Genomic DNA, 23,101 nt, shown 5'->3' on the forward strand with positions numbered 1-23,101 from the left:
AAAGCTGCATTTTTATATTTTTGATATTCTTTTAGATTTTTAATTATCATTCATTGACCATGAATAGCTAAAATTTTAAATTTTAACTTGTAAAATATGTAATATTTTGATATTTTAAGTTCTAGCTTAATTTAAAAATCTCTTTGTACAAAATAACGCAGGATAGCTTCACCAACAATCCGGCTGACACTCAAGGCTTGGTTATCTCGTTCTGTACAGTAAGTAGTGTGAATGCAAGCAGGGACAGCCATCATGTTCTCGGCAAACCATACGGTTTTCTTCCTCTTGTTCTTGTTGTTGAAGTTGTACATGACGTTCTGCTTCGGCTTCTTCTACAACTCTATCAATGAATTGACTATCAGACGGCAAATTCCAATTTTGAGCCAATGCAGCACGTAACTCTTCAGCTGATGTCCAATTTTGATTTTCTGCTAAATCTACAGGGCAGATAACTGATGATAATAATTCCTCATAAACTTCTTGAGGATTATTTCGTAGCCTATTCTCAAAAACTTCTGAAATTCCTGCTCCACCCTCGTATCGTTCCCAGACAATTACTTCTCTGTGATTTACATCATACCAGTATTCTAATTCCTGCTCATTAACACCACTAATAGCAGCGATCGCTCTATGTAATAAATGTGAAGCTGTATGTAATACTAAATCTTCATTAAACTCCTTGTGATGTCCTTCAACGACAACTCGCTCTACTTGTTGACGTAAGTTATCATCTTGCAGGATACGATCTAAGATTTCCGCTAAAATCCAGATAAGCTTCATATTTTTCCGGCACTGGGCCGTATAATCCAGATAATGTAACTTTATCTATTGATGTTGTTATATCACCCAAAACTTTCTCTATGCGTTCCGTAATGAAGCGATGAGAGCGAGATTTAGAATAAGGTTTTTCTCCAGAACAAGGAATTATTAGCATAATATGCTTACCAGATAGCGGTGCATAGCCATTATTCAGAATATTAAAGTCAGCAGGTTTATATTTTAGAGAAATAACCTGTTCGTTATTCTCGAACTCTTGTTTTTTGGGTACTGGTATTAGTGTGCGTGATAGCCTAATCTGTAACTCAGTATCTTCAGTGGCGATCGCATTCATTACAGGTTGTAGATGAGGAAGTTTTTTTGTATATTCAATGAGATATTCTTGTAAGTAATCTGCCTCTATCGCTTCTCTAGTTTTATTTACAATACGGAAATCCATTTCTAGATTGTGTAAAGCAATGTCAGCATAGTATTTACTTTTATAGTGACCATTATGAACAGGTTTACCACTAATCTCAGATATCAATGCATTTTGTATATGTTCTAAATTTGCTTTTTGACAAACACGGCAATCACAAGTCAATTCTTCCATTTCCAAAATGGGTTCTGGTTTCCTGGTCTCAGGATTTATGTAGCTCAAACTCCTAGTTTCCTGAACATAACTACTAGAATCAAAGCTATCTACACCTAAATAAGCTAATATTGGAATTAAACTACCAGTTATACCAAATACATGAATAGGAGTTAATTCTTGTCTGTTTTCAGGAATGCTTTCTTGCAAACCTTTAATTAATTCAATAATCTTTGTATTTTTATTAGCACCTCGCAATGGTACTAATGATCCAACTGCTAATCCAAAAGAATAATTTTTTAACTCTTCTCTCTGAAACTCATCAAATACCTGTTTAACATAATTTTTCATGCTATCTCTCTCTTGACCGTGAGCAGCAACATAAAGAAATGGTTTCCATCGAGATCGTTTTTGTAGTATTAAAGCAGCAGCTATAGCATTGTCCAAGCTTTTCTGCATACGTTCTTTTGCTTCGGACACTGCTAATTTAGGAGGTAAAGGATAGTCTAATGTAGCGATAATATCCCCACCAAAGTTTTCTTGTAACTTCAATATCGACTCAAATCCTTGTCCATCTTCCATAGATAAACCATAAGCAGACAAATCTATACTTTTGTTCCAAAGAAGTTTGAAACCACCTGAATCGAGGAAAAGTGGAGCATTATATTTTACAGGAGGAGAGACTTCCTCAAGGTAACGCCGTTTAATACCGAATTTACGCCAAGATGCCAGCGAGTTTTTTTTATTCGGGATGAAGTCTAAAAAGTGAAGTACTTGAGACAACACTGGCAAATTACGACGTAGTAGACTATTAGACTCATCCATCTGCAAAATGTATTTCCACAGTCCTCCTCCCTTTGCTGTTGTGCCAGTAACCAAAGATACTACTGGAAACAAAAGAGGGGTATTAAAATAACGCTTTTTATAACAGAGCCTGCCAATACGACCATGTTGTGAAACTTTCTTAACCGAGAATTTAACTGAGACCATATTTTAGATACGTCATGAAGTTGCTTCTTTTTTGAGAAAGCAAAAATATAGAACAGATTATGAATCTGTCCAAAGTAAATGAGGATAAATATTTATTTCACCATAGTTAAGATAGCTCAGAACTTGCCAAATGGCAAATTTAATAGCTATTGCTATTGCTTCTGAAACTCCTACTCAGGGACACTTAGATGAGTTAAATGCCTATTTACACTTCATATACGAGCGGAAATGGAACTCAATGAGTTTCTCAGACACTGGAATGTCTCACGGGAAGAACTAGCTTTTATTTGTGACTGTTCAATAACAACCGTCAATCATTGGTTTTCTCAGGGAGTTGACCGCAGAATGCCAAATGAGAAGCACAAACAGAGGCTAGCGTTGGTACACCATATCTGGATCAAAATTGAGACTGAACCGGAGTATCTTCAAAAGCTGCGGGAAATGTACAATCAGAAGCCTCGTAGAAATGCCAACTAAATATTTGCCATTTGGCAAGTTTTTCTTACCCATCTTCCAATGTTAAACGTTAATTAAGGCGTAGACGCACATTGGCTTCCAATACATCCTGAAGAGGGAATAAAGTATGCCAGAAATTAGTCGTTTTTTCGGTATGATCATTACTATGTATTATAATGACCATCCGCCCCCACATTTTCACGTAAGATACAATCAACAAAAAGCCATAATTAGCATTGAAACCTTAGAAATTTTAGAAGGTAAACTTAGCTCTAGAGCTTTTAAACTGATATCAGAATGGGCGACTTTACATCAGAGTGAATTGATGGAAAACTGGGAACTAGCTAGAGATAATCAAACCCTCAATATGGTCTTACCATTGGAGTAGTAAAATATGTTAAAAGATATTATTGCAGTGGAACCAAGAGAAAACTATCAACTATATATCTGTTTTGAAGACAAAATGGAAGGAATAGTTGATATCAGTAAGCTGATTAAATTTACAGGTGTTTTTGCACCTTTGCAAGATAAAAAATACTTTGCTCAGGTTGAACTAAACCACGAATTAGGCACAATACAATGGCGATCGGGAGCCGACCTCGATCCAGATGTTCTCTATGCAGTAATTAGCAATCAACCTATTCCTAACTATAAGTTAAGTCGTAGTGTGTGACAGGAAAAAAAATTTAATTAGCGATGCCTACGGCGGCAAGCTACGCACCTCATTACACCCCAAATTTCACCAGTGCGTAGCCGTAAGGCTTGTCATTAGACATGGCACTCTCAAAGTTACTAATTTGTAGAAGTACTAAAAGATAGTGCAGATGCTTCCAGTAGATGCGGATGGTGGCATTGCCAAAAACTCAAAATTTGTTCGCCAACCTGTTGAGGATAAAAATAGTGAAAAAAATGATACCCTTGTGGGCATTCCCAAAGTTTATCTTCTGGCTTCAACCAATTTAACCAGTCATGCAATGCAGGTGGATTGACTACCGGATCGCTCTTGCTACCACATACCATCATTGGCATAGAAACTCCACCCTTGGGTAAATAAACCAACTTAAATAAAGAGTGTGACGTGGGAGATTGTTCTAAATCTTTATCTAAGGCAGCTACTAACTTTTTAGTGGTATGAGGTGGTTGATTGCCAAACAAACTGCGAACGCTACTTGCCAAAACTAATTCACGGCTGATGCTAAAAAGTTGTCGTTGAAAGTAATAGTGAGCTTGCCAATTATTTGCAGGTTGAGCTGCTACAGCCAGCAGAGTGAGCGATCGCACTTTTTGCGGAAATCGCCGCGCAAAGGTTAAAGCGATCGCACCACCCATCGCATGACCGGCTAAATGCACGGGACCGCGGCATTCTAAAAATTCATACAGTAAATCTACAGCTTGATCTATGGAACTGGCTTCATCTCTAGTTTGCTGATATTCCCACTGGGCGATATTTATATACCTAGATAAATGTTCAAGTAATGGTTTATCAAAACGCTGCAAAACAGGACTGGCACTTAACCATAAAACATCAAATGAATCAGACATAAATACCTATATTTTCTAAATTAAATTATCAGTTTCAACAAAGGCGTACAGTTAGCTGTACGCCCTAAATCTCTACAAACCAAATTCTTTCTTTAACTGAGCAACCCAAGTTTTAATTCGCTCATCTGTTAAATCAGATTGACTACCTTCATCAAGTGCCAATCCGACAAACTTGCCATTTCTCAAAGCTCTAGAATTCTCAAAGTCATATCCCTCAGTTGGCCAGTAACCAACAGTTTTACCGCCTCGTTGGGAAATTTTTTCTTCCAGAATTCCGATTGCATCTTGGAAGTTATCGGCATAGCCATATTGGTCTCCATCACCAAAATAGGCAACTAGCTTTCCACTAAAATCTATTTCATCTAGATCGGAGAAAAAGCCTTCCCAATCGCTCTGAAGTTGACCAATATCCCAAGTAGGAGAACCAATAATCAGCAAGTCATACTCATCAAAAGTGCTAGTATCCGCCTCGTAGATGGGATGTAATGTCACAATATCATCACCAAACTCATCCCGAATTTTTTCAGCATCGGATTCAGTGTTACCAGTTTGAGTACCGTAAAACAAACCAATTTTTTTTGACATATTGACACCTGATAAGTAAATAGTTGTGTGCCCTGCTGGAAAGTCGCCCTGAGAGGTTGGTTAATCTGCCCATCAAGGTATCGACTCCAGTGTTTGAACAGCCACGCAAGTCAAAAGCGTTATCTTTTCAGAAAGTTTGCAAATAGCTGAAATACATGACCAGCTTAATGAGTATTAGTCTCAATAATTCTGAAGATATCCTATCAGACTAATTGAGAGTCTTTTTCATTTAAATGAGTAAACTTTTGTTAAGTATTTCAGGAAACAAACCGAAAACTAGACGAGGCAGCAAGAATTTTCATACCTTAATTGGTCAAAAACCTCGCACTGACTCGAATAGGAGTATTGAGATCAACGCTTGAACAAAAGAGTTTAGACTAAAAGCGATACAAGACTTGATCTTGCAGGAGTTATGTGATATTGTCCTTTGGCTGCTTTAAGTACGGTAACTCGATTGAGTTAGCGTACTTTTATATTAAGAGTGAATAACGCACTCTGCAAGAAGATAGTTTAAATCAACGTGAGTTCGACAGACCTCTCCCGGACAGCCTCCCTCTCCTAAAAGGCGAACGCAGGGTGGTTTCATACGAAAAAAGAAAAATACATAAGTCTTGATTTCTCATATATAACCATAGATTTTGACCCCTCTCCAAACCTCTCCCCGAAGCGGAGAGAGGCTTTGAAACCTATTTTTAGTTTTTCTCTCGTTGTATGAAACCACCCTGCTCTCCTAAAAGGCGAACGCGAGTGCGTCTCCCCTTGGGAGAGGGAGGAGTAACAAGTAAGGAGGGTTTTTGCTCCCCTCTCCTGGTAGGAGAAGGGCTGGGGGAGAGGTCAAAATAGCACTCCTAGAACTCACGTTAAATAGATGTCAAGTTTTAATACTTTGAGTAAACTACAAGGGCAAAGGCGAAAGCCTACTTCCTTTCGATAGTTGGGCGGATGGTCAAGATAATTCGTAGTTCGTAATTAAAGAATTCAATTACGAATTACGAATTACGAATTACACTTCGGCTGGTTGATATTCTTGTTGCCTTTCCACAAAAGTCTGAACACGGGTGCGGTAGTTTCTCACAGTCTCATCTACCCATTCGCGATCGTTGCTATTTGCATACAAATGCACCAGTGGTTCGCTGGCATCTGGTAAAACTAACAGCCAACTATCATCGTAGGGTTGACAAATTTTTACTCCATCGATGAGTTCTAGGTTTTGCGCTGGGTGAGTTTCCACTAAGTAACGCATCAAAGCACCCTTGGCTGTCCACGGGCAACGGACTGTATAACTTTTGTGAATTACACGGGGCAATTCTGACCGCGCAGCAGCAAGCGATCGCTCCTGTATAGTCAACATCTCAATTATCTTGGCAATACAAAACATGGAATCAAATCCCGGATGCAGTTGCGGGAAAATAAAACCAGTCTCTCCACTACCTCCTATTACCACATTCGGGTTTTTCTGGCAAGCCTCCATTAAAGCTGTAGGGTTGGCTTTAGTGCGAATCACTCTACCATCATGGCGACGGGCGACTTGTTCAATAGCACTAGAAGCATGAACTGGTACAACTACTGTTCCTCTGGGGTTAGCAGTTAATATCATGTCTACCATCAATGCTGTTAACATTTCCCCGCGAATTGGGTAGCCGGATTCATCAACTAAAATTAGCTGTTCTCCATTAGCGGATACTTGCACGCCAAAGTTAGCTTTCAATGCCTCCACTACATGACCTAACTGAGTCAGCAATCCTTCGCGATCGGTGATTGACATTGCCGTTTTATTGACACTGGCATTCAATACCACTGCATCAGCACCAAATTTATCCAACATTTGGGGTAAAACTGCCCCTGATACTGCATAAACATAGTCAATCACCACTTTTGCCCGACTGTTGCGGAGTGTATGAACATGCAATAATTTCTCAAAAGCAGTACAGTAGCGCTCCATGACTTGGCTAGGATAAGATACATCGCCAATTTCATGAATTAGCGCCCGCCGCATATCTTCCTTAAAGTAAGCCCCTTCAATTTTCTTTTCCAGGGCTTTGGTGATATTAATGCCTTTGGCATCCATGAATTCAATCAGAATGTAGTCAGGGCGGTCTGGGTGTACCCGGACGTGGATACCACCAGCTACCGACATTGTGGGTATAACTGTACGGGCGATGGGGATAGCTGTAGCATCAAGGTTTTGAATGTCAACACCTACCGACATTAAACCTGCAATCAGCGATCGCGTCACCATCCGAGAAATATTACGCTGGTCGCGGGAAACCGTTACTTTAGAACCAGGTTTCAAAGTAGAACCGTAAGCAGCTCCCAATTTCACGGCAAATTCTGGGGTGATGTCGATATTAGCTAATCCTTGAACGCCACGTTGACCGAATAAATTGCGTTGGGCTGTGTTTCCCCAAATTAAGTTAATGTTTAAAACTGCCCCTGATTCAATCTTTTTACTGGGCCAAACACGTACACCAGGGCTAATTTGGGCTTCTTCTCCCACCGTAGAAAGCGAACCTACAACAGCAGCTTCTAATACATGGGCGCGGCGGTCTACACGAGTACCACGGGAAATTACACAGGCAGAAAGATGTGCTTCTTCGCCAATAAATGCCCCATTCCATACAATGGGACGTTTGAGATTAGCATCAGCGCCAATAGTGACATTATCCCCAATTACGGTTCCTGCCTCAATCTGTACTCTTGCCCCAATACGACAATTGTCACCAATCACAGCCGGGGTTTCAATCACAGCCGTGCGATCGATGTAAGTATTTTGGCCTACCCATAATTCATGAGAAACTTCTTTATAGGCAAAATCCAACTGGACTTTCCGATCTAACGCGTCATACTGAGCCTCACGATAAGCATCTAAGTGACCGACATCACACCAGTAACCTTGGGCAATGTAACCATACATTGGCTCATCTTTGGTTAGCAGTAAAGGGAATAAGTCTTTAGAAAAGTCACATTCAACGTTTGCTGGCAGATATTCCAAAACTTCTGGTTCGAGAATATAAGTACCAGTGTTGACGGTATCAGAAAAAATTTCACTACTAGAGGGTTTTTCTAAAAATCGCCGAATCCGGGCTTCCTCATCGGTAATCACCACTCCAAATTCAATCGGGTTGGGAACCCTGGTTAAAATCAGAGTAGCTTTTGACTTATTTTGTTTATGAAATGCGATCGCTGCCGTCAGGTCAAAATCTGTTATGCTATCCCCACTAATAACTAAAAAGGTTTCATCAAGAAGTTCGGCAATATTTTTTACACAGCCTGCTGTACCCAAAGGCTGATCTTCTTCGACAGCATAAGTCATCTGGACGCCAAAATCGCTGCCATCTTGAAAATAGTCTCGCAAGACATCAGGTAAATAATGCAATGTTGCAATAACTTCTGTAATTTGATGTCGTTTGAGGAGATTGATAATATGTTCGGCAATTGGTCGATTTAGAATCGGCACCATCGGTTTTGGCAGATCGCAAGTTAACGGGCGAAGCCGCGTTCCCGAACCCCCTGCCATCAGTACTGCACGCATAAATCCTCCTTAACTAGTTACAGCTTTCGCTATTTGAAAAACGTGTCACATATATTTTGTTTTTCTTTCTCTAGTCTCCTATGGATATTCATATTTGAGGAACTTCCACAAGATGCATATAGATTGGGCATTGGGGATTGGGCGTTAGGAGTGCTGAGTTAGGAGTTAAGAGTAGAGACGCGATTAATCGCGTCTGTACAAGAGTTAGGAGTTTTGTTTATCTCCTTGTCCCCCTGCCCCCTGCCCCCTGCTCCCTGCTCCCTGCCCCCTGCCCCCTATTCATTGGCAATGATAAAGTTCATATTCGTAGCCGTCTACGGGTGGCAAAGATTGAGTATCAGATGTCACACATGTTTTGACGGTTTCTGCTACGGGTGCGTGAAAGTTTACTAGCCACAAGTCAAAAGGTCGTGGTAATTTTTTTAAAGTATTTTCCAGAGCAATGGTGGAAGCATTCGGATCTCGATCTTGATGAGCAAGGAGAAACAGGGGATTTTGGAGTGAATTTGCAAGTTTAATCTCCCTGGCAACTCCCATCATTTCCCCAGTGTGTACATAAGTTTTGTGGGTGGTGGCAATCAGTACTGGTGTTGAGGATGTTTGTTGAATTAGTTGCACAAACAGGTCAGGACGATAATATTTTTGATAGCCGAGATTGCAGATTACTGTAACTGCACTGAAAAATCCCATTAACCAAATTACCATTACGGCTTTTTTCCCGTTTATTCCCCATTTACCTATGCTTGTTATCCCATTTTTTCCTGGCTCTGTTTCTATCTGGGGAGGATGCCAACAAACTGCGAGACTTGCACCTAATAAAACCACGATCGCAGGAAAGTAAACAAAGTTATATCTAGCACCTCTGGTAAGGTCAATACCCAAAAAGTACGTAAAGATAAAGAATATTGCGATCGCACTGATAACGACTCCCGCAAGTACCTGAATCATCATCCGGTTTTCTGGGTGCTGTAGTTGAATTTTTATCCCACGCAGCAAAATTGGTACTGCCCAAATAAAGAAAGTTAGCATCACTATTCCAGAAGGAATCACAACCAAAGCTTGTGAAGATTCAACTGGTAATAAGGAAATCATTGCAATCAATGTTCCTAAAGCTTGAAAAATTGGGCTTAACCACTCTAGTCCAACGCGCGAACCTCGAATCCACTCGGTCAAAGCACCACGATTTTCATTCTCTAACAAGGTTGGTATCCAAATTAAACCCGCTACACAAGTACCTATAGCAACGGCATAGATACGCCGCCAGGGAGGAGAGAAGAAAAGAGATTTGCTGCTAGTAGTCTGGCAAGTCAACAATGCTTGGTGAGGGCTGGGGAAAGGGGAAAGGGCACTGGGTTTGGGATTTAAACCCTTTCCCCCTTCCCCCTTCCCCTTTACCCCGTCAAGTTCACTTGCCGGACTGCTAGTTTGCAATTGAAGCCAAGCCAGAAAAATCAAAACTACGACTTCTGTGCAAAGGGTAAGGGTGAAAAAATAATGAGTAGCAATACCGAAAGCATTAATTCCGATCCAGAAAAGTGCTACCCATATAGGTAAAGGTGTGCGGTTTTGAATATGACGTGTGGCAATTACTAAGCAGGTGAGAGAACCAATTACCCATAAGATTGCCAAAGTGTAATGACGCGCTTCTTGTGCTAAAAATACGCCATAAGGTGATACTGCCATCATGGCAGCAGTCAAGTGTCCTACTAATGACGAACGAAACGCTACTCTACCTAATACGTAAACACACGGGATAGAGGCAGCACCGAATATAGCTGGTAGCAATCGCGCACCAAACAGCGATATTAATCCTCCGTCGCTCTTAAATAACTTCATCCACTGGTAAGCCAGCACAAAATACAGTGGTGGATGATTATCTTGTGTCGCTAAGTTATGAATGACATCACCAATAGTTGCAGCTGGGTTTAGTTGCAGTGGTTGTAATAGGATATCAGGTGCGATCGCTCGATCGAGGGGAACTGATATAAAAGTATTCCCCAAGCTAAACACTAAGGTGGCAAACTCATCAGTCCAAGGAGGCTTTGCAGTCAAGTTGATTAGGCGCAAGCTGATGCCGACAATCGACCAGATTAAAATCGGCAAGAGATGAACCCAGAAAGGAGGAAGGCGATGCCAATTATGCCAATGCTTGCGTTGTGAGCCAGAGTTTTTATCTGCCAGAGGCAGGAAATGTATAGCAGATGCAGATAGCAACGAGATAATTTGTTTGTAAAAATAAAATGCACCTTGGAAAAGAACTCTCATTGCTGGGCCTCACAGTCATGGATTTGTAGATTTGACGTTTGAGATTTAAGTTCGTTCTAAAATCTAAAAACAAAAATCTAAAGCTCAAATCCCTCGTTGTGATTATTTCACGTCTGTGACGCGCCAGCTAAGTTTCAAATTAACCCAGAAATTCCAGATGGTAGCAACTGCGATCGCTATCAACTTAGCTAAATACTGATTTATTTCCAAGATATTATAGAGAAAGTTAATTATTAGAGCTTGTAATATAACCCCTGCCAAACAGACCGCACTGAACTTCAAGAATCGCTTGAAACGTTGATGCGAAGCACGTTGCCTCTGAGAAATATCACTAAAAGTCCATATATCATTCCATAGGAAATTATTGACGATTGCCACTCCGGCCGAAAGAATCGTACTGCGGGTTAAACCTAAATGAATTACAGTACGCAGCAAGTGAAACACCGTTAAATCCACAAACACACCACTAAAGCCAACAAACCCAAAACGGACAAATCGACCGATGGGGAAATTGACTTTTCTTTGCAATCGTCCTACTTTCCCTGTGGAAAGCCGCAATCGCACTAAGTGGTGGATGTAATCTATATATTGCTTCCATGTCACCTTACTCTCGCCCTCTTTGCGTTCGCAAAATACATACCCAACTTCGGCAACTTGGTCTACTTTTCCCCGGCCAATTACTTCTAGGAGAATTTTATATCCAACTGGATTGAGTGTTACACCTGCGATCGCACTCCGACGCACCATAAAATAACCGCTCATCGGGTCAGAAACTCTGCCCAATACCCCCGGTAAGATTACCAAGCCTAACAACTGAGCGCCACGAGACAAGAAACGCCTAACAACACTCCAGCTACTAACACCGCCTCCTTCTACATGACGGCTAGCTACTGCCAAATCTGCTCCCTGCTCAATATTACCCAACAGTTGTAATAATACCTCTGGTGGATGCTGCAAATCTCCATCAATCACCCCCAACACACTGCCTGTCGCTGCTTGCCATCCACGAATCACTGCTGAGGATAGCCCCCGTTCCTGTTGGCGTCGCATCACTCGCAACTGGGGGTATTCTGTCGTCAAAGATTGCGCTATCTCCCAGGTTCGGTCTGGGCTATCATCATCTACCACTATTAGTTCATACTTTCCTGCAATCGATTCATCTAGTAATTGACTCAATATGCTGACTACATTCTTGATGTTGTCACGCTCTTTATAAGTAGGAATTACTAGAGAAAGATGAATAGAATTATCATCTGTACCCACGGGGTTGGGGGGCAACTCTGAAATCTTTAGCGGGCCAGTTGATACTGTTAACAGCGAGGTCGATGAGTTTGTTTTCATATTGCAAATTGCAAAACGAGGGTGTGTAAAGTCTGTGGAAAATAGAATCAAACATTTGGTGACTTTAGTGACTGAACCTAGTTACTCAAAAGTTGAGGAATCCTTTTGTTACAGTTAGTTGCCCTGAAAGTTTAGTAATTTCCGCACTTCGATTCCCAATATTTTCCTAAATTAATCTAAATTTTACATCTTACCCCTTGTTTTTATGATACTATACGAAAAATTACGTATTTTCTAGCAAAACATCCTGTATTTTTAAGTAAACTAAGTCAGCAAATATACAGTTTATTCAGCATATCTTTATAATTTTTTAATGATACTACAAAGAATATTAATTTAATATGGAGTATCGGAAATTTTATTAATGTGCTTATACATTATTGTTTTTACAGCAAGGTTAAGAATAAAGTGCAAATGCTGATTACATAAGCTTGTTACACGTGTAAAAACTTATTTATTGATGCAACAAATATTGAATTAATTAAACACTACAAAACAAATAAAAATCAAAATAATATTTTGATAAATACTTGTAGCTATTTCTTAACTGTAGGAGCAGCTAGAAATTGGTATTTGATTTTTGAAAAAACGAACTACTCCATAAGGGTAAGAAGCAGTGAATGTTTCTTTATTACCTGTTTTAGGAGTAATTTGAGGAACCAAATAAGACTAGATATGTACAGTCTCGTTTTGGAATATTTGTCAAGGTTTAGCAATATAAAAAATCCAGCCTAACAAAAACTAATATATTACTAAATAAGTATACTATTTAGTAAACAGTGGATTGTAAATATGTCAAAAGTAGCACTAGAAAATCCCCCGGTAGGGCATTGCAAAAAAGAGAAAAATTTTGTTTGTAATTAAATTAGATGGCGTAGTTTTATTGCTTGTTTTGAGTTAAATGAACCTCTAAAAATACAGGGTAGATCATGCATATTCCTGATGGATTTGTTTCTATTCCGGTGGCCGGGGCTACTGGTTTAGCGAGTGTGGCAGCGTTGTTTGTTGCCTTCGGGCGATCGCAAGAGGCTTTTGGTATTCGTCGTGCCCCGATATTGGGATTAACCACCGCCTTCATTTTTGCTGCCCAGATGATCAATTTTCCAGTAGCAGGAGGTACTAGTGGTCACTTGTTAGGGGGAACCTTAGCTGCGATCGTTTTGGGCAGTCCTTGGGCAGGAACGTTGTGTCTCGCCACAGTTTTGATTATTCAAGCCGTGTTATTTGCTGATGGTGGCATTACAGCCTTGGGAGCAAACATTTTTAACATGGCAGTAGTTGGAGTTTGGGTTGGTTGGGTTTTAACCGAAACCTTGCAACGGCTATTTGGAGGGTCTAAAGGGCGTTTACCCTTGGCTGCTGGGATCGCAGCTGGTGTGAGTGTAGTGGTAGCTGCGATCGCTTGTGCCATTGAATTAGCCCTCTCTGGAACTGCACCGGTAGCCATAGTTTTACCAGCCATGACTGGCGTGCATATTTTGATTGGCATTGGCGAAGGAATGATTACCGGGGGTGTGCTGACTTATCTGTCCAGAGCCAGACCAGATTTGTTACCAGGCGAACAGCAAGAGTTTCGCGGCTGGGTCAGTACCTATTGTCACCATTTTCTTGATTGCGGGAGTGCTGTCACTGTTTGCTTCAGCATGGCCCGATGGTTTGGAGAAAGTTGCTGAAAATACAGGTTTCATTAACTTAGCCCAGAAAGTACGGATAATTGTACCGACTCCCTTAGCTGACTATGGAATTGAGGGTTTAGGGCCAATTGGCACTAGTATCGCTGGACTGGTGGGAGCTGCGGTTTGTTTTGCTGTTGCCTTTGGAATTGCCAAGGTAGTGAAACCGAATAATGCTTAAACTTTCCTTACCGCTACGCTTACAACTATCTCTAGCGATCGTGGTGGGAGCAGCTTTATTAAAGCATCATGCCTGGTATGGACTAAGTATATATGGCGCGATCGCACTTTTATGGGCTTGCTTCTTGCGCGTACCAATTCGCCAATTGGGAGGATTACTCGGCACAGAATTGATTTTTTTGTCATTGCTAGCATTGCCCTTGGGATGGGAACGAGCCAGTTTTTTGCTAGTTCGTTCGCTGGTTTGTCTAGTGACGATGAATAGTTTTTTGTTAACCTTACCGCCCCACAGTTTCGGCATTGCCCTGAAAACATTACCAGTACCAGCACCTTTAAAGGAAAACTTGTTATTAGCTGGGCAATATATGGAAATTTTGCTCTCAGAAGTAACGCGGATGCGGCGCAGCGCCCAACTACGCGGTTTGAATGGAACTACGGGATGGTTGCGCTATGCCAGTGCAGCCATGATTGGAGCTTTATATCTCCGCAGTTTAGATCGAGCAGAGCGAGTCTATGCGGCAATGGTAGCTCGTGGTTACAACGGACAATTACCCATAGATTCTAGCCTCAGACCAAAAGAACGTTTTGCCCTGTTACTAGCTTGGGCGATCGCTGCTAGTGTAACCCTAACTTCTTACAGAATTTAACCCACTCCCTACTAGAGACGCGACTAATCGTGTCTCTACCTAAGACGCGATTAATCGCTTCTCTACTCCCTTACATATAGAGTTTGTCAATTTTGAAATCCTTATCTTCTAATCCCCAATTATCAACCCATAACCCCCATGCCGCTGTAGTCGAGGTTGAGAACCTGGTGTATGCATATTCTCGCCAGGAGCCAGTATTACAGGAAATATCTTTTACCTTGAACAAAGGCGATCGCGTTGCATTGATGGGAGCAACAGGTTCTGGAAAAAGTACCTTATTGGAGAACTTAATTGGCTTAAAACAACCGCAAACAGGAAAAATTACCATTAATGGCATTCCCGTAGAACCGCAAACTTTACCCCAAGTGCGTCGTCAAATTGGCTTTAGCTTCCAAGATGCCAACGACCAACTATTTATGCCGACTATCTTGGAAGATATTACCTTTGGCCCGCGTAACTATGGGATATCACCAGCAGAGGCTAGCGATCGCGCTAGGCAGTTATTAGCTGATTTTGGTCTAGAAGCCTATGCTAATCGTTCCGCCCACGAACTTTCTGGCGGACAAAGACGCCTAGCCGCCCTAGCCTCAATTTTAGCCCTAGAACCAACAATTCTAATTTTGGATGAGCCAACTAACGGTCTCGATCCAGCATGGCGTCGTCATTTGGGGCAAGTATTATTAAAGTTACCCGTGCAAGCGATTTTAATTGCTTCCCACGATCTAAATTGGTTAAGCAGAGTCACTCAACGCGCTTTGGTACTATCTGGTGGTCGTATTCAAATAGACAGCGATATTCAACCACTGTTACAAGATGGTGCTACTTTAGACCAGTTGGGTTTGCCGATAGATTGGTGATTTGGGCATTGGGCATTGGGCATTGGGCGTTAGGAGTGCTGAGTAATGAGTAATGAGTAATGAGTGCTGAGTTAGGAGTTTTGTTTATCTCCTTGTCTCCCTTGTCTCCCTCATCTCCCTTGTCTCCCTCATCTCCCTGCCCCCTGCCCCCTGCTCCCCTGCTCCCCTGCCCCTCTGCCCAATCCTCTCATTTCCCCGTAATATTGGATACTATATTGTGGGTTTGATTGCTGTTGGGGTGTTAATGTCTGTTTTACGTAAATATATTCTTCTTGCTCCTGTGAGCCTAAGTATTGCTTTATTAGTTGCTAGTTGCAGTGAGAATAAAGTTTCTCAGTGCCAGCGACTGATTCGAGTTGTGAATGCTGGAACTTCTTTAATTGATAAAAATAAAGGAACACAAGTGATAACTAGCATACAGTTATCTAAAGATTTAGACTTTGTGACTAAATCCATTGCAGAACTGAAGTTAAAAGATCCGAAACTGAAAGAATTTCAAAGCGGTTTTGTGAAGATTTTTCAAAATCTTAGTCAAGCGATCGCCAAAGCAGGTAAAGCGCTTGGTGCAACCAAGACAGCACAAGCCTCAGAATCTGGAAGAGAAAAAATCCAAAAGGCTAGAACCGAAATTGATTCAGCACTGACGACAGCTACAACTCTTGGCAAACAGTCAGATACATTAGTGAATCAGATGAATAAGTATTGTAGCGAACCAGAATAATCTATCTGGGGCATTGGGCAGAGAGGCAAAGGTGACAGGCGATCGGGAATAATCTGTACCCTATAACCTGTAACCTATTCCCTTCTTCACTGACACGGTGATGCCTCTCGGATAGCCAGTAACTTTTATCACTTTTATTCCAAAATTTTCCTGATATACACCAACTTTATCTGTCAAAAGAAGTATTGGTGCAAGTCAAATGAAATACCAGGAGTGATATGAGTCTACTGATGGCGAGTGTGCTGGCAACAGCGCCAATATCTGCGCTCAATTTACCAGAAAAGTCCGTAATTCTGCCAGAAAATCCGGTGCAGCAGTCAACACAGGACGATTTATCTCAAGTTGTCTCACCTGCTGAAATTACACCACCTGAATTCGTGCAACCAGATATAACCACCTCGTCAGCTATAAAAAATAAGTACGAGAATATACTTAGAAAAAGTAGAGATAAAATTCAATTTATCAGTTCACCTAACTTACCTGAATTAAAAAATACTCAACCTGTAACAGAAGTTGTACAGAACCAGGAAAGTACAGAAGAATTTTCCCAATCTCTTCATCCTCCAGACTCAGACAACCCAATGTCTCAAGTCACCTCAGTATCGCAACTCCAGGATGTGCAACCCTCCGACTGGGCTTTTGGTGCTTTGCAGTCTTTAGTAGAACGCTATGGCTGCATTGCGGGATATACTGATGGGACTTATCTGGGGAATCGTAGCATCAGCCGTTATGAATTTGCGGCTGGTTTAAATGCTTGTTTGGAGAAGATAAACGATGCGATGCCTGCGGCGGTCACTGAGCGCAGCCGAAGTGCGGGCTACGCCTACCCTAACAATAAAATTAATACTGTTAATCATGAAGATTTAATCCTGCTGCAAAGATTGCAAGGCGAATTCAAAGCAGAGTTGCAGCAATTACAGCAGCGCGTCGAAGTTGTGGAAAAGCAGACTAGTGAATTACAAGGAAATCGGTTTTCCACAACTACCAGATTATTTGGTCAAGCCATTTTTAGCGTTCAGGGAACCAATAGTTCCGATGTCGATTTGTTTCCGAGAGATGGAGTACCTGAACGTCAGGGAAAAACCAATCTGACTTTTACAAGTAGTGCCCAACTAACCTTAGCAACTTCATTTACAGGGCGAGATTTGCTGTTAACAGGGCTGTCTGCGGGTAATTTGGGTTCTAATGCATCGTTGTTATCTACCAATATGGGGCGGTTGGGATTCGAGTCAAATACAGACAACAATCTAGTTATTAGTGACTTATCTTATCGGTTTCTGGCCTCGAATAACTTGGGAATTGTCGTAGGTACGGCGGGAGTCAACCCGATTAACACCTTTCGCGGTATTAGCCCTTTAGAAGGTTCTAGCGATGGTGCAATTTCTCTATTTGGTCAGCGCAACCCGATTTTAAGTATTGGTAACGGCAATGGTGGTATAGGCTTTGACTGGCAAATTAGCGATCGCATCAGTTTGCAAGGCGTTTATAGTGCAGAAATACCCAATTTTCCTGGCGACACCAAGCAGGGCGGACTATTTGGCGGTAGATATACTGCTGGCGCTCAGTTAAGTTTAGCACCCACAAATAACATCGATATCGGCGTACATTATCTCTATTCCCACTCCCCAGATGGCTTATTGGGAGGTGGTATTGGCGATTCTCAACTGATTTCACCTTTTGCAAATCCTACAGCTTTCGATACCCAAGCCATTGGCGCTACCGTTGCTTGGCGAATTAACCCTAACTTGCAATTGGGTGGTTGGGGTGGCTTTACTTCCTCCAAGCCATTTAAACTTTCGGGAAGTGTAGAAACTACCAACTGGATGGTATTCGCAGCTTTTCCTAATTTGTTGCGTCCTGGGAATTTAGGGGGCGTTCTCGTTGGACAACCGCCCAAAATTACTTCCAGTACTTTACCCGACGGCTTCAATTTTCCCAACTTTTCTGATGGGGGGACAGCAGGTGGACGTAGTGACACATCAATTCACGTAGAAGTTTTTTACCGCGCCCAACTCAGCGACAATATCGCCTTGACTCCAGGCTTATTCGTTATTTTCAATCCGGATCACAATGCTGCTAACGATGCATTAATCGTTGGGACATTAAGAGCAAGTTTCCGGTTTTAATTTTGTACTGATGTAAATGTAATAAAATACGCTATTTGACTACTGCTTAGTTCAGTATTAGATATTTCCACGATCCATTAGGAGCAAGGAAAAGTCATGCGTAAACATACGCGTATTTTTTTTGTATGTGATTAAAGGAGCAAATTTTTCATGAAATTAAATTCATCAGTTCATTTGGGTTGTTTTCTTGTTAGCAGCAGCATAGCCGCAATCTTCATCGGTTTAGGTGGAACAAGTGCTTCTGCTCAAATCACAATTCAAAGCACTGGTACATTATCGGGTACTATCCAACTTCCCAGAAATAATCCCAATTTCAATCAAAGCATTACTCGTGTTGATACAGACGACACGGGGACTTACTCGCGGAACTTAGGAACTAAGAACAATCCTAATTATGTTCCTATATACAAGTCAGACTATGTGCAGGTACAAACACGCTCTGATGGTAGTCTGCATTATTTTGTTGACTTTAAAGGCATTCCGATTGTCTCCTTTAATGGCGTTCTCACTTCGCCGATTCTCTCTGGCGGTGAGTTGACACCCTATAAATATCAGGGACAATTGGCAGGAACCACATTTCAAGGAGTAGTTCAGGATGAATTTAATCTCACCAAAGCCTTATATACTGGTATTGTCACCGATCCAAACACTGGAAACCAGTATCAGGGCACTTTTGAAGTGAGTGGATATGGAGTCCGATATAGCGATCGCAATGGTAGCGCCACTCCCACAGTCTTTGATTTCAAATCCGATCTCCCAGGTTCGCCAAAGGTAACATCTTTGGAAATGACTAACTCACCCCTAGCAAGAATACAAATCAAAGTACCTGCAACTGCAACTCTCATAACTCCTACACCAACTACTGGTAACGGTGGTAGTACACCTACTCCCCCACCAGTAAGTAACGGTGGTAGTACACCTACTCCCCCACCAGTAAGTAACGGTGGTAGTACACCCACTCCCCCGCCAGTAATTGATGGTAGTGCGATCGCTCCTACACCTGTAGTTAGTGGTGGTAGTGCGATCGCCCCTACATCTGTAGTTAGTGATGGTAGTGCGATCGCCCCTACACCTGTAGTTAGTGGTGGAAACACATTCACTGTTACGCCAATGGTTGATGGCGGTAACACGTTCACTGTTACACCAATAGTTGATAGTGGCGCTTCTTCGACACCTACAACGTACACATCTAGGTCTAATTCACCATCAATTTCTACTACACCTAATATGGAATTGAGTAATGGTAATTCTTTAGAGGTGAATCAAGTAGTTGTCAACCCTGCAACCCTTGCTCAAGCCGCTTGTTCGCAAGATTCTGCCAAAAGTTGTACAATGCCCACTTTAGCAAAACAAGCGATCGGCCCTCGTAGTCGAGTGCTACTGCGTTAGTTAGGAACTGTTCAATAAAAAATATCCAACTACTTTTTGTGGGGTGGGCGTCTCGCCCGCCCCTAATCAAAGGCTAACTTGACCAAAATGTTGAATGCTTCTGGAACTCTCGCAGAGCAAAATGAAATCAATATAATAGTTAGCACACAGGCATACATTGCAATTAAAAAAGTCCACCATCACTTATTCGCAGCGTTTTTATTGCTCAGACTACCTTTTGGTGGTATCTTTTACCCTGATGATTTTCTGGCTATACTAGTAGACTTAAGCCGATTGATTGATAAATTTCATCCTCCAGCATAAAATACACAAAAACTCTAAATTTTGGACATATATCAGTATGCATTTACTTCTAACGGACATAAAAATCTTGTCCGCTCTTGGAGAAAATTAATTTTCTTGGAGGCTCCAAAAACTCGATCGCTAAGGTTAACACTAACACTACAGAGTGAATCTACATCAATCAAACATCTTCCGAGTAAGCACCTATGAAAGAAGAATTAATAGCCAGAGTCGTGCAGGTCTTGCGAATTAATATGAGTTGGATGACTTGGAATTTGTTTCTGGCTTTTATACCTTTGGCTTTGAGTGTCTGGCTATTTCGCATGAGGCGAGGTGGCACTTGGCTTTGGTGGCTAGGATTCTTAGTTTTCTATGCTTTCTTACCAAATGCACCATATTTGTTGACCGATGTAATTCACTTGATAGATGATATCCGCACGATTCAATCGGTGTGGATGATTACTTTAGTACTTATTCCTCTGTATTTGCTAGTAATTTTAAGTGGATTTGAAGCTTATGTAATATCGTTAATTAATTGGGGTCACTACTTACATCGTATCGGTAAGAGCCAATGGATTTGGCGCGTTGAGACAATTACACATTTTCTCTGTGCTGTTGGTGTTTATTGGGGGCGATTTTTGCGTTTCAACAGTTGGGATTTTATTACTCAACCCGATGCCGTACTTACCAAAGGGGTAGAAGAAATTCTGGGAAAACAACCCCTGGTGATTATTGCTATCACCTTTGTGGTACTTGCAGGTTTGTACTGGATTATGAAACGAGTAACTTTAGGTCTTAGCCAATCAAATAGCAGAATAGGGATAAACTCAGGACGCACAAACTCTAATACGCCAAACATTTGATCTATGTGGCAATTTTGGCTCTTAATTTAGGAATTTTAATTAGTAATTCCCTTGATGAATATTGCCTATCAAAAGAAAGATGCAACAAAACCCTCCTTAAGGTGAAATAAACTCAGAAACAAATGGTTGAACTTCAACCGCCATCACCTGAGAATAACGTCTTATCAGATCGTTGAATATTGATGGTCTGGTCTGATGTATCTAGTCATGTTGATAGGAGGGATATAATATGCAATTAATCTCGAAAGAGGACATCAAGACATTAATAGAACAGCCAAAAGGAAATTGTGTTTCCATTTATATGCCAACGCACCCAGCCGGGCCAGAAGTGCGACAAGATCCAATTCGCTTTAAAAATTTGGTCAGAGAAGCAGAGACTCGTTTAATTGATGCGGGTTTGACACAGGAAGATGCGATCGCATTGTTGGAAAAATCCCAGGAAATTGATAACCAAGAGTTTTGGGAGCAAATGGGAGAGCAAGGGCTGGCGATTTTTATTTCTGAAAATATTTTTCGTTACTATCCCCTACCAATTGATTTTCAAGAGTTGGTTGTAGTTACAGACCGCTTTCACATCAAGCCGTTGCTGCCAATTTTAAATGGCAATGGTCGCTTCTATATCCTGGCTTTGAGTCAACAAGATGTCAGGTTCTTTGAAGGAACACGCTACAGCGTCAAAGAAGTAGAAGTAGAAAATCTCCCTAAAAGTCTAGATGAAGCTCTGCAAAGAGATGATACTGCTAAAGAAGGTCAGTTTCGCATCGCCACATCAAAAGGGGGGACCTCTAATTCTTTTTCACAGCCGGGTACGTTTCACGGACAGGGAAGCCCTGATAGGGATAAACGTCAAGAAGACATCCTCCAATTCTTTCAAATTGTTGATGGCGCATTACACGAAAAACTGAAATTACAAAAAGCGCCTTTGGTGCTGGCTGGGGTAGAGTATCTCTTGCCTTTGTATAGACAGGCGAATACTTACCAGCATTTAATGGATGAAGCTATTATCGGTAATCCAGAAATTCTCAGCGCCCAAGATTTACACGAGCAAGCTTGGCCAATTGTCGAGGCTGATTTCCAAAAGTCACAGCAAGCAGTTTTAGAGCAATTTCACGAACTGTTTGGTGGTGATACTGGTAAAGCATCTAACAACCTCCAAGAAGTTATCTCAGCGGCTTATTACCAACGCGTGGATTCATTACTAGTTGCAGTTGGTCAGCAACAGTGGGGTTTATTCGATCCAACCTCAGAAACGGTTTATTTGCACCCAGAAAAAGAAGCTGGTGATGAAGATTTGTTGGATTTTGTTGCTGCTCATACTTTATTAAACGGTGGCACGGTTTACGCTGTTCCCTTTGAAGAGATTCCGTATAGCACAGCCGTTGCGGCAATTTACCGATATTGACATTTTGATGGTGTTGTATAAAGTTGAATGTGCTATATACAACACCAACGATGATTACTATTCGCTCCTTTATCAGTCAATCTCTAATCGGTTTAGCTCTTTTGAGTGCAACGGCTATATTTACCCAGACGGCAATAGCAGAAACAATAACTGGGCAATCAGGCAATGTGCGAGCAGAAATATCTTACGAAAAACCAGAGGAATATCAGTATAAAAATATCCGGTTGAAAATTATCCGGGCGGGTAAAACTGTTTTGGATCGAGAACTGCCGCAAGAAGATGAATATGACAGACCCTGTGGGGAATATATCTGGACAAGAAAACAACTTACCAGTGCAAGACTTGGACGGTAACAAAGAACCAGAAATAATTGCCGATTTCTTTACAGGTGGAGCGCACTGTTGTACTTATTCATTGATTTATCGCTACGACAGCAAATCTCAAAAGTATATTAAGATTCGTCATGAATGGGGCAATGGTGGCTATCAACTAAAAGATTTAGACAAAGATGGATTGCCAGAGTTTGAAAGTCGAGACGATCGCTTTGCCTATGCTTTTACAGCTTATGCTGCTTCTGCCTACCCCTTGCAAATTTGGCGTTATCGCCAAGGGAAAATGGTTGATGTGACTCGTAGTTATCCCAAATTAATCTCCAATCATGCCTCAGAGCTATGGCAAACTTATACCCAGGCACGGCAACAAGGCGATGATGGCAAGGGCTTTTTAGCAGCTTATTTGGCAGATAAATATCTGTTGAATCAAGGACAGGATGGATGGGGGCGAGTGCAACAAGCTTATAAAAAAAGCGATCGCACCAAATACTTCGCCGATTTACGAAAGTTTTTGCGCGAAACTGGCTACATTAAATAATTGGCAGCGAGCAATTAATTCATAACTCCTAA

General features: G+C 41.4%; 20 protein-coding genes and 1 pseudogene. 14 read left to right on the forward strand and 7 right to left on the reverse strand.

What is annotated here, in order from left to right; translation table 11 throughout:
• Nucleotides 1-201: 201 nt before the first annotated feature.
• A complete protein-coding gene (locus NSTCB13_RS20045) occupies nt 202-780 on the reverse strand; it encodes a hypothetical protein (RefSeq protein WP_448273593.1) in 579 nt (192 codons plus the stop codon).
• Complete coding sequence (locus tag NSTCB13_RS20050; protein WP_448273594.1) at nt 728-2,338, reverse strand: tRNA-guanine transglycosylase; 1,611 nt, start codon at nt 2,336-2,338, stop codon at nt 728-730. The genes NSTCB13_RS20045 and NSTCB13_RS20050 overlap by 53 nt, the downstream gene beginning before the upstream one ends.
• A gap of 228 nt (nt 2,339-2,566) precedes the next feature.
• Here NSTCB13_RS20050 and NSTCB13_RS20055 point away from each other — a divergent pair, with 228 nt between their 5' ends.
• The 3 genes from NSTCB13_RS20055 to NSTCB13_RS20065 all read left to right on the forward strand — a co-directional run bounded on the left by NSTCB13_RS20055 (nt 2,567) and on the right by NSTCB13_RS20065 (nt 3,467).
• Entirely contained in the window at nt 2,567-2,815 is a 249-nt protein-coding gene (locus tag NSTCB13_RS20055) for a hypothetical protein (RefSeq protein WP_448273595.1), read from the forward strand.
• Between the two features lie 106 nt (nt 2,816-2,921).
• A complete protein-coding gene (locus NSTCB13_RS20060; RefSeq protein WP_448273596.1) occupies nt 2,922-3,182 on the forward strand; it encodes a DUF4160 domain-containing protein in 261 nt (86 codons plus the stop codon).
• 6 nt (nt 3,183-3,188) lie between these two features.
• Nucleotides 3,189-3,467: a DUF2442 domain-containing protein gene (locus NSTCB13_RS20065; RefSeq protein WP_448273597.1), complete on the forward strand. Its 279-nt coding sequence runs from the start codon at nt 3,189-3,191 to the stop codon at nt 3,465-3,467.
• A 119-nt stretch (nt 3,468-3,586) separates the two neighbouring features.
• On the opposite strand, the gene NSTCB13_RS20070 is transcribed toward NSTCB13_RS20065, so the two are convergent.
• The 5 genes from NSTCB13_RS20070 to NSTCB13_RS20090 all read right to left on the reverse strand — a co-directional run bounded on the left by NSTCB13_RS20070 (nt 3,587) and on the right by NSTCB13_RS20090 (nt 12,059).
• The gene (locus tag NSTCB13_RS20070; RefSeq protein ID WP_448273598.1) at nt 3,587-4,336 is read right to left on the reverse strand and encodes an alpha/beta fold hydrolase; all 750 of its coding nucleotides are present in this window, start codon (nt 4,334-4,336) and stop codon (nt 3,587-3,589) included.
• Between the two features lie 72 nt (nt 4,337-4,408).
• The gene (gene fldA / locus NSTCB13_RS20075) at nt 4,409-4,921 is read right to left on the reverse strand and encodes a flavodoxin FldA (RefSeq protein WP_448273599.1); all 513 of its coding nucleotides are present in this window, start codon (nt 4,919-4,921) and stop codon (nt 4,409-4,411) included.
• A gap of 1,003 nt (nt 4,922-5,924) precedes the next feature.
• Nucleotides 5,925-8,453 carry a sugar phosphate nucleotidyltransferase gene (locus NSTCB13_RS20080; protein ID WP_448273600.1) on the reverse strand — a complete coding sequence of 843 codons (2,529 nt, stop codon included), beginning with the start codon at nt 8,451-8,453 and terminating at the stop codon, nt 5,925-5,927.
• 279 nt (nt 8,454-8,732) lie between these two features.
• Nucleotides 8,733-10,718 (reverse strand): glycosyltransferase family 39 protein, encoded by a 1,986-nt coding sequence (locus NSTCB13_RS20085; RefSeq protein WP_448273601.1) that lies wholly within the window; start codon nt 10,716-10,718, stop codon nt 8,733-8,735.
• A 102-nt stretch (nt 10,719-10,820) separates the two neighbouring features.
• Entirely contained in the window at nt 10,821-12,059 is a 1,239-nt protein-coding gene (locus tag NSTCB13_RS20090) for a glycosyltransferase (protein WP_448273602.1), read from the reverse strand.
• Between the two features lie 929 nt (nt 12,060-12,988).
• Between NSTCB13_RS20090 and NSTCB13_RS20095 the strand changes: the two are divergent.
• From NSTCB13_RS20095 to NSTCB13_RS20145, 11 genes and pseudogenes are all read left to right on the forward strand, one after another.
• Nucleotides 12,989-13,913 (forward strand): annotated as a pseudogene (locus NSTCB13_RS20095) (energy-coupling factor ABC transporter permease).
• On the forward strand, nt 13,906-14,559 hold the full coding sequence (locus NSTCB13_RS20100; RefSeq protein WP_448273603.1) for an energy-coupling factor transporter transmembrane component T family protein: 654 nt from the start codon (nt 13,906-13,908) through the stop codon (nt 14,557-14,559). Before NSTCB13_RS20095 ends, NSTCB13_RS20100 begins: the two are co-directional and overlap by 8 nt.
• 92 nt (nt 14,560-14,651) lie before the next feature.
• The gene (locus NSTCB13_RS20105) at nt 14,652-15,416 is read left to right on the forward strand and encodes an energy-coupling factor ABC transporter ATP-binding protein (RefSeq protein ID WP_448273604.1); all 765 of its coding nucleotides are present in this window, start codon (nt 14,652-14,654) and stop codon (nt 15,414-15,416) included.
• 244 nt (nt 15,417-15,660) lie between these two features.
• Entirely contained in the window at nt 15,661-16,137 is a 477-nt protein-coding gene (locus tag NSTCB13_RS20110; protein WP_448267519.1) for a hypothetical protein, read from the forward strand.
• 218 nt (nt 16,138-16,355) lie between these two features.
• Complete coding sequence (locus NSTCB13_RS20115) at nt 16,356-18,263, forward strand: iron uptake porin (protein ID WP_448273605.1); 1,908 nt, start codon at nt 16,356-16,358, stop codon at nt 18,261-18,263.
• 150 nt (nt 18,264-18,413) lie between these two features.
• Nucleotides 18,414-19,652 (forward strand): hypothetical protein, encoded by a 1,239-nt coding sequence (locus tag NSTCB13_RS20120; protein WP_448273606.1) that lies wholly within the window; start codon nt 18,414-18,416, stop codon nt 19,650-19,652.
• Nucleotides 19,653-19,739: 87 nt separating this feature from the next.
• Nucleotides 19,740-19,955, forward strand: coding sequence for a hypothetical protein (locus NSTCB13_RS20125; protein WP_448273607.1), 216 nt, complete (start codon nt 19,740-19,742; stop codon nt 19,953-19,955).
• Between the two features lie 185 nt (nt 19,956-20,140).
• Nucleotides 20,141-20,797 carry a DUF1361 domain-containing protein gene (locus NSTCB13_RS20130; protein ID WP_322670693.1) on the forward strand — a complete coding sequence of 219 codons (657 nt, stop codon included), beginning with the start codon at nt 20,141-20,143 and terminating at the stop codon, nt 20,795-20,797.
• A 229-nt stretch (nt 20,798-21,026) separates the two neighbouring features.
• Nucleotides 21,027-22,199, forward strand: a complete 1,173-nt coding sequence (locus NSTCB13_RS20135; protein WP_448273608.1) for a baeRF3 domain-containing protein — start codon at nt 21,027-21,029, stop codon at nt 22,197-22,199.
• 50 nt (nt 22,200-22,249) lie between these two features.
• A complete protein-coding gene (locus NSTCB13_RS20140; protein WP_448273609.1) occupies nt 22,250-22,552 on the forward strand; it encodes a hypothetical protein in 303 nt (100 codons plus the stop codon).
• Nucleotides 22,485-23,069: a hypothetical protein gene (locus tag NSTCB13_RS20145; protein WP_448273610.1), complete on the forward strand. Its 585-nt coding sequence runs from the start codon at nt 22,485-22,487 to the stop codon at nt 23,067-23,069. Before NSTCB13_RS20140 ends, NSTCB13_RS20145 begins: the two co-directional genes overlap by 68 nt.
• Nucleotides 23,070-23,101 lie beyond the last annotated feature (32 nt).

It is taken from the genome of Nostoc sp. DSM 114160 (assembly GCF_053470305.1).

What these genes read in the sequence shown, in the direction of transcription:
- NSTCB13_RS20055 (WP_448273595.1), top strand. Translation starts at nt 2,567, where the DNA reads ATGGAACTCAATGAGTTTCTCAGACACTGGAATGTCTCACGGGAAGAA.
- NSTCB13_RS20070 (WP_448273598.1), bottom strand. Translation starts at nt 4,336, where the DNA reads ATGTCTGATTCATTTGATGTTTTATGGTTAAGTGCCAGTCCTGTTTTG.
- NSTCB13_RS20090 (WP_448273602.1), bottom strand. Translation starts at nt 12,059, where the DNA reads ATGAAAACAAACTCATCGACCTCGCTGTTAACAGTATCAACTGGCCCG.
- NSTCB13_RS20140 (WP_448273609.1), top strand. Translation starts at nt 22,250, where the DNA reads ATGATTACTATTCGCTCCTTTATCAGTCAATCTCTAATCGGTTTAGCT.
- NSTCB13_RS20145 (WP_448273610.1), top strand. Translation starts at nt 22,485, where the DNA reads ATGACAGACCCTGTGGGGAATATATCTGGACAAGAAAACAACTTACCA.
- NSTCB13_RS20065 (WP_448273597.1), top strand. Translation starts at nt 3,189, where the DNA reads ATGTTAAAAGATATTATTGCAGTGGAACCAAGAGAAAACTATCAACTA.
- NSTCB13_RS20100 (WP_448273603.1), top strand. Translation starts at nt 13,906, where the DNA reads ATGCTTAAACTTTCCTTACCGCTACGCTTACAACTATCTCTAGCGATC.
- NSTCB13_RS20130 (WP_322670693.1), top strand. Translation starts at nt 20,141, where the DNA reads ATGAAAGAAGAATTAATAGCCAGAGTCGTGCAGGTCTTGCGAATTAAT.
- NSTCB13_RS20110 (WP_448267519.1), top strand. Translation starts at nt 15,661, where the DNA reads ATGTCTGTTTTACGTAAATATATTCTTCTTGCTCCTGTGAGCCTAAGT.
- NSTCB13_RS20085 (WP_448273601.1), bottom strand. Translation starts at nt 10,718, where the DNA reads ATGAGAGTTCTTTTCCAAGGTGCATTTTATTTTTACAAACAAATTATC.
- NSTCB13_RS20060 (WP_448273596.1), top strand. Translation starts at nt 2,922, where the DNA reads ATGCCAGAAATTAGTCGTTTTTTCGGTATGATCATTACTATGTATTAT.
- NSTCB13_RS20080 (WP_448273600.1), bottom strand. Translation starts at nt 8,453, where the DNA reads ATGCGTGCAGTACTGATGGCAGGGGGTTCGGGAACGCGGCTTCGCCCG.
- NSTCB13_RS20115 (WP_448273605.1), top strand. Translation starts at nt 16,356, where the DNA reads ATGAGTCTACTGATGGCGAGTGTGCTGGCAACAGCGCCAATATCTGCG.
- NSTCB13_RS20045 (WP_448273593.1), bottom strand. Translation starts at nt 780, where the DNA reads ATGAAGCTTATCTGGATTTTAGCGGAAATCTTAGATCGTATCCTGCAA.
- NSTCB13_RS20120 (WP_448273606.1), top strand. Translation starts at nt 18,414, where the DNA reads ATGAAATTAAATTCATCAGTTCATTTGGGTTGTTTTCTTGTTAGCAGC.
- NSTCB13_RS20125 (WP_448273607.1), top strand. Translation starts at nt 19,740, where the DNA reads ATGTTGAATGCTTCTGGAACTCTCGCAGAGCAAAATGAAATCAATATA.
- fldA (WP_448273599.1), bottom strand. Translation starts at nt 4,921, where the DNA reads ATGTCAAAAAAAATTGGTTTGTTTTACGGTACTCAAACTGGTAACACT.
- NSTCB13_RS20050 (WP_448273594.1), bottom strand. Translation starts at nt 2,338, where the DNA reads ATGGTCTCAGTTAAATTCTCGGTTAAGAAAGTTTCACAACATGGTCGT.
- NSTCB13_RS20135 (WP_448273608.1), top strand. Translation starts at nt 21,027, where the DNA reads ATGCAATTAATCTCGAAAGAGGACATCAAGACATTAATAGAACAGCCA.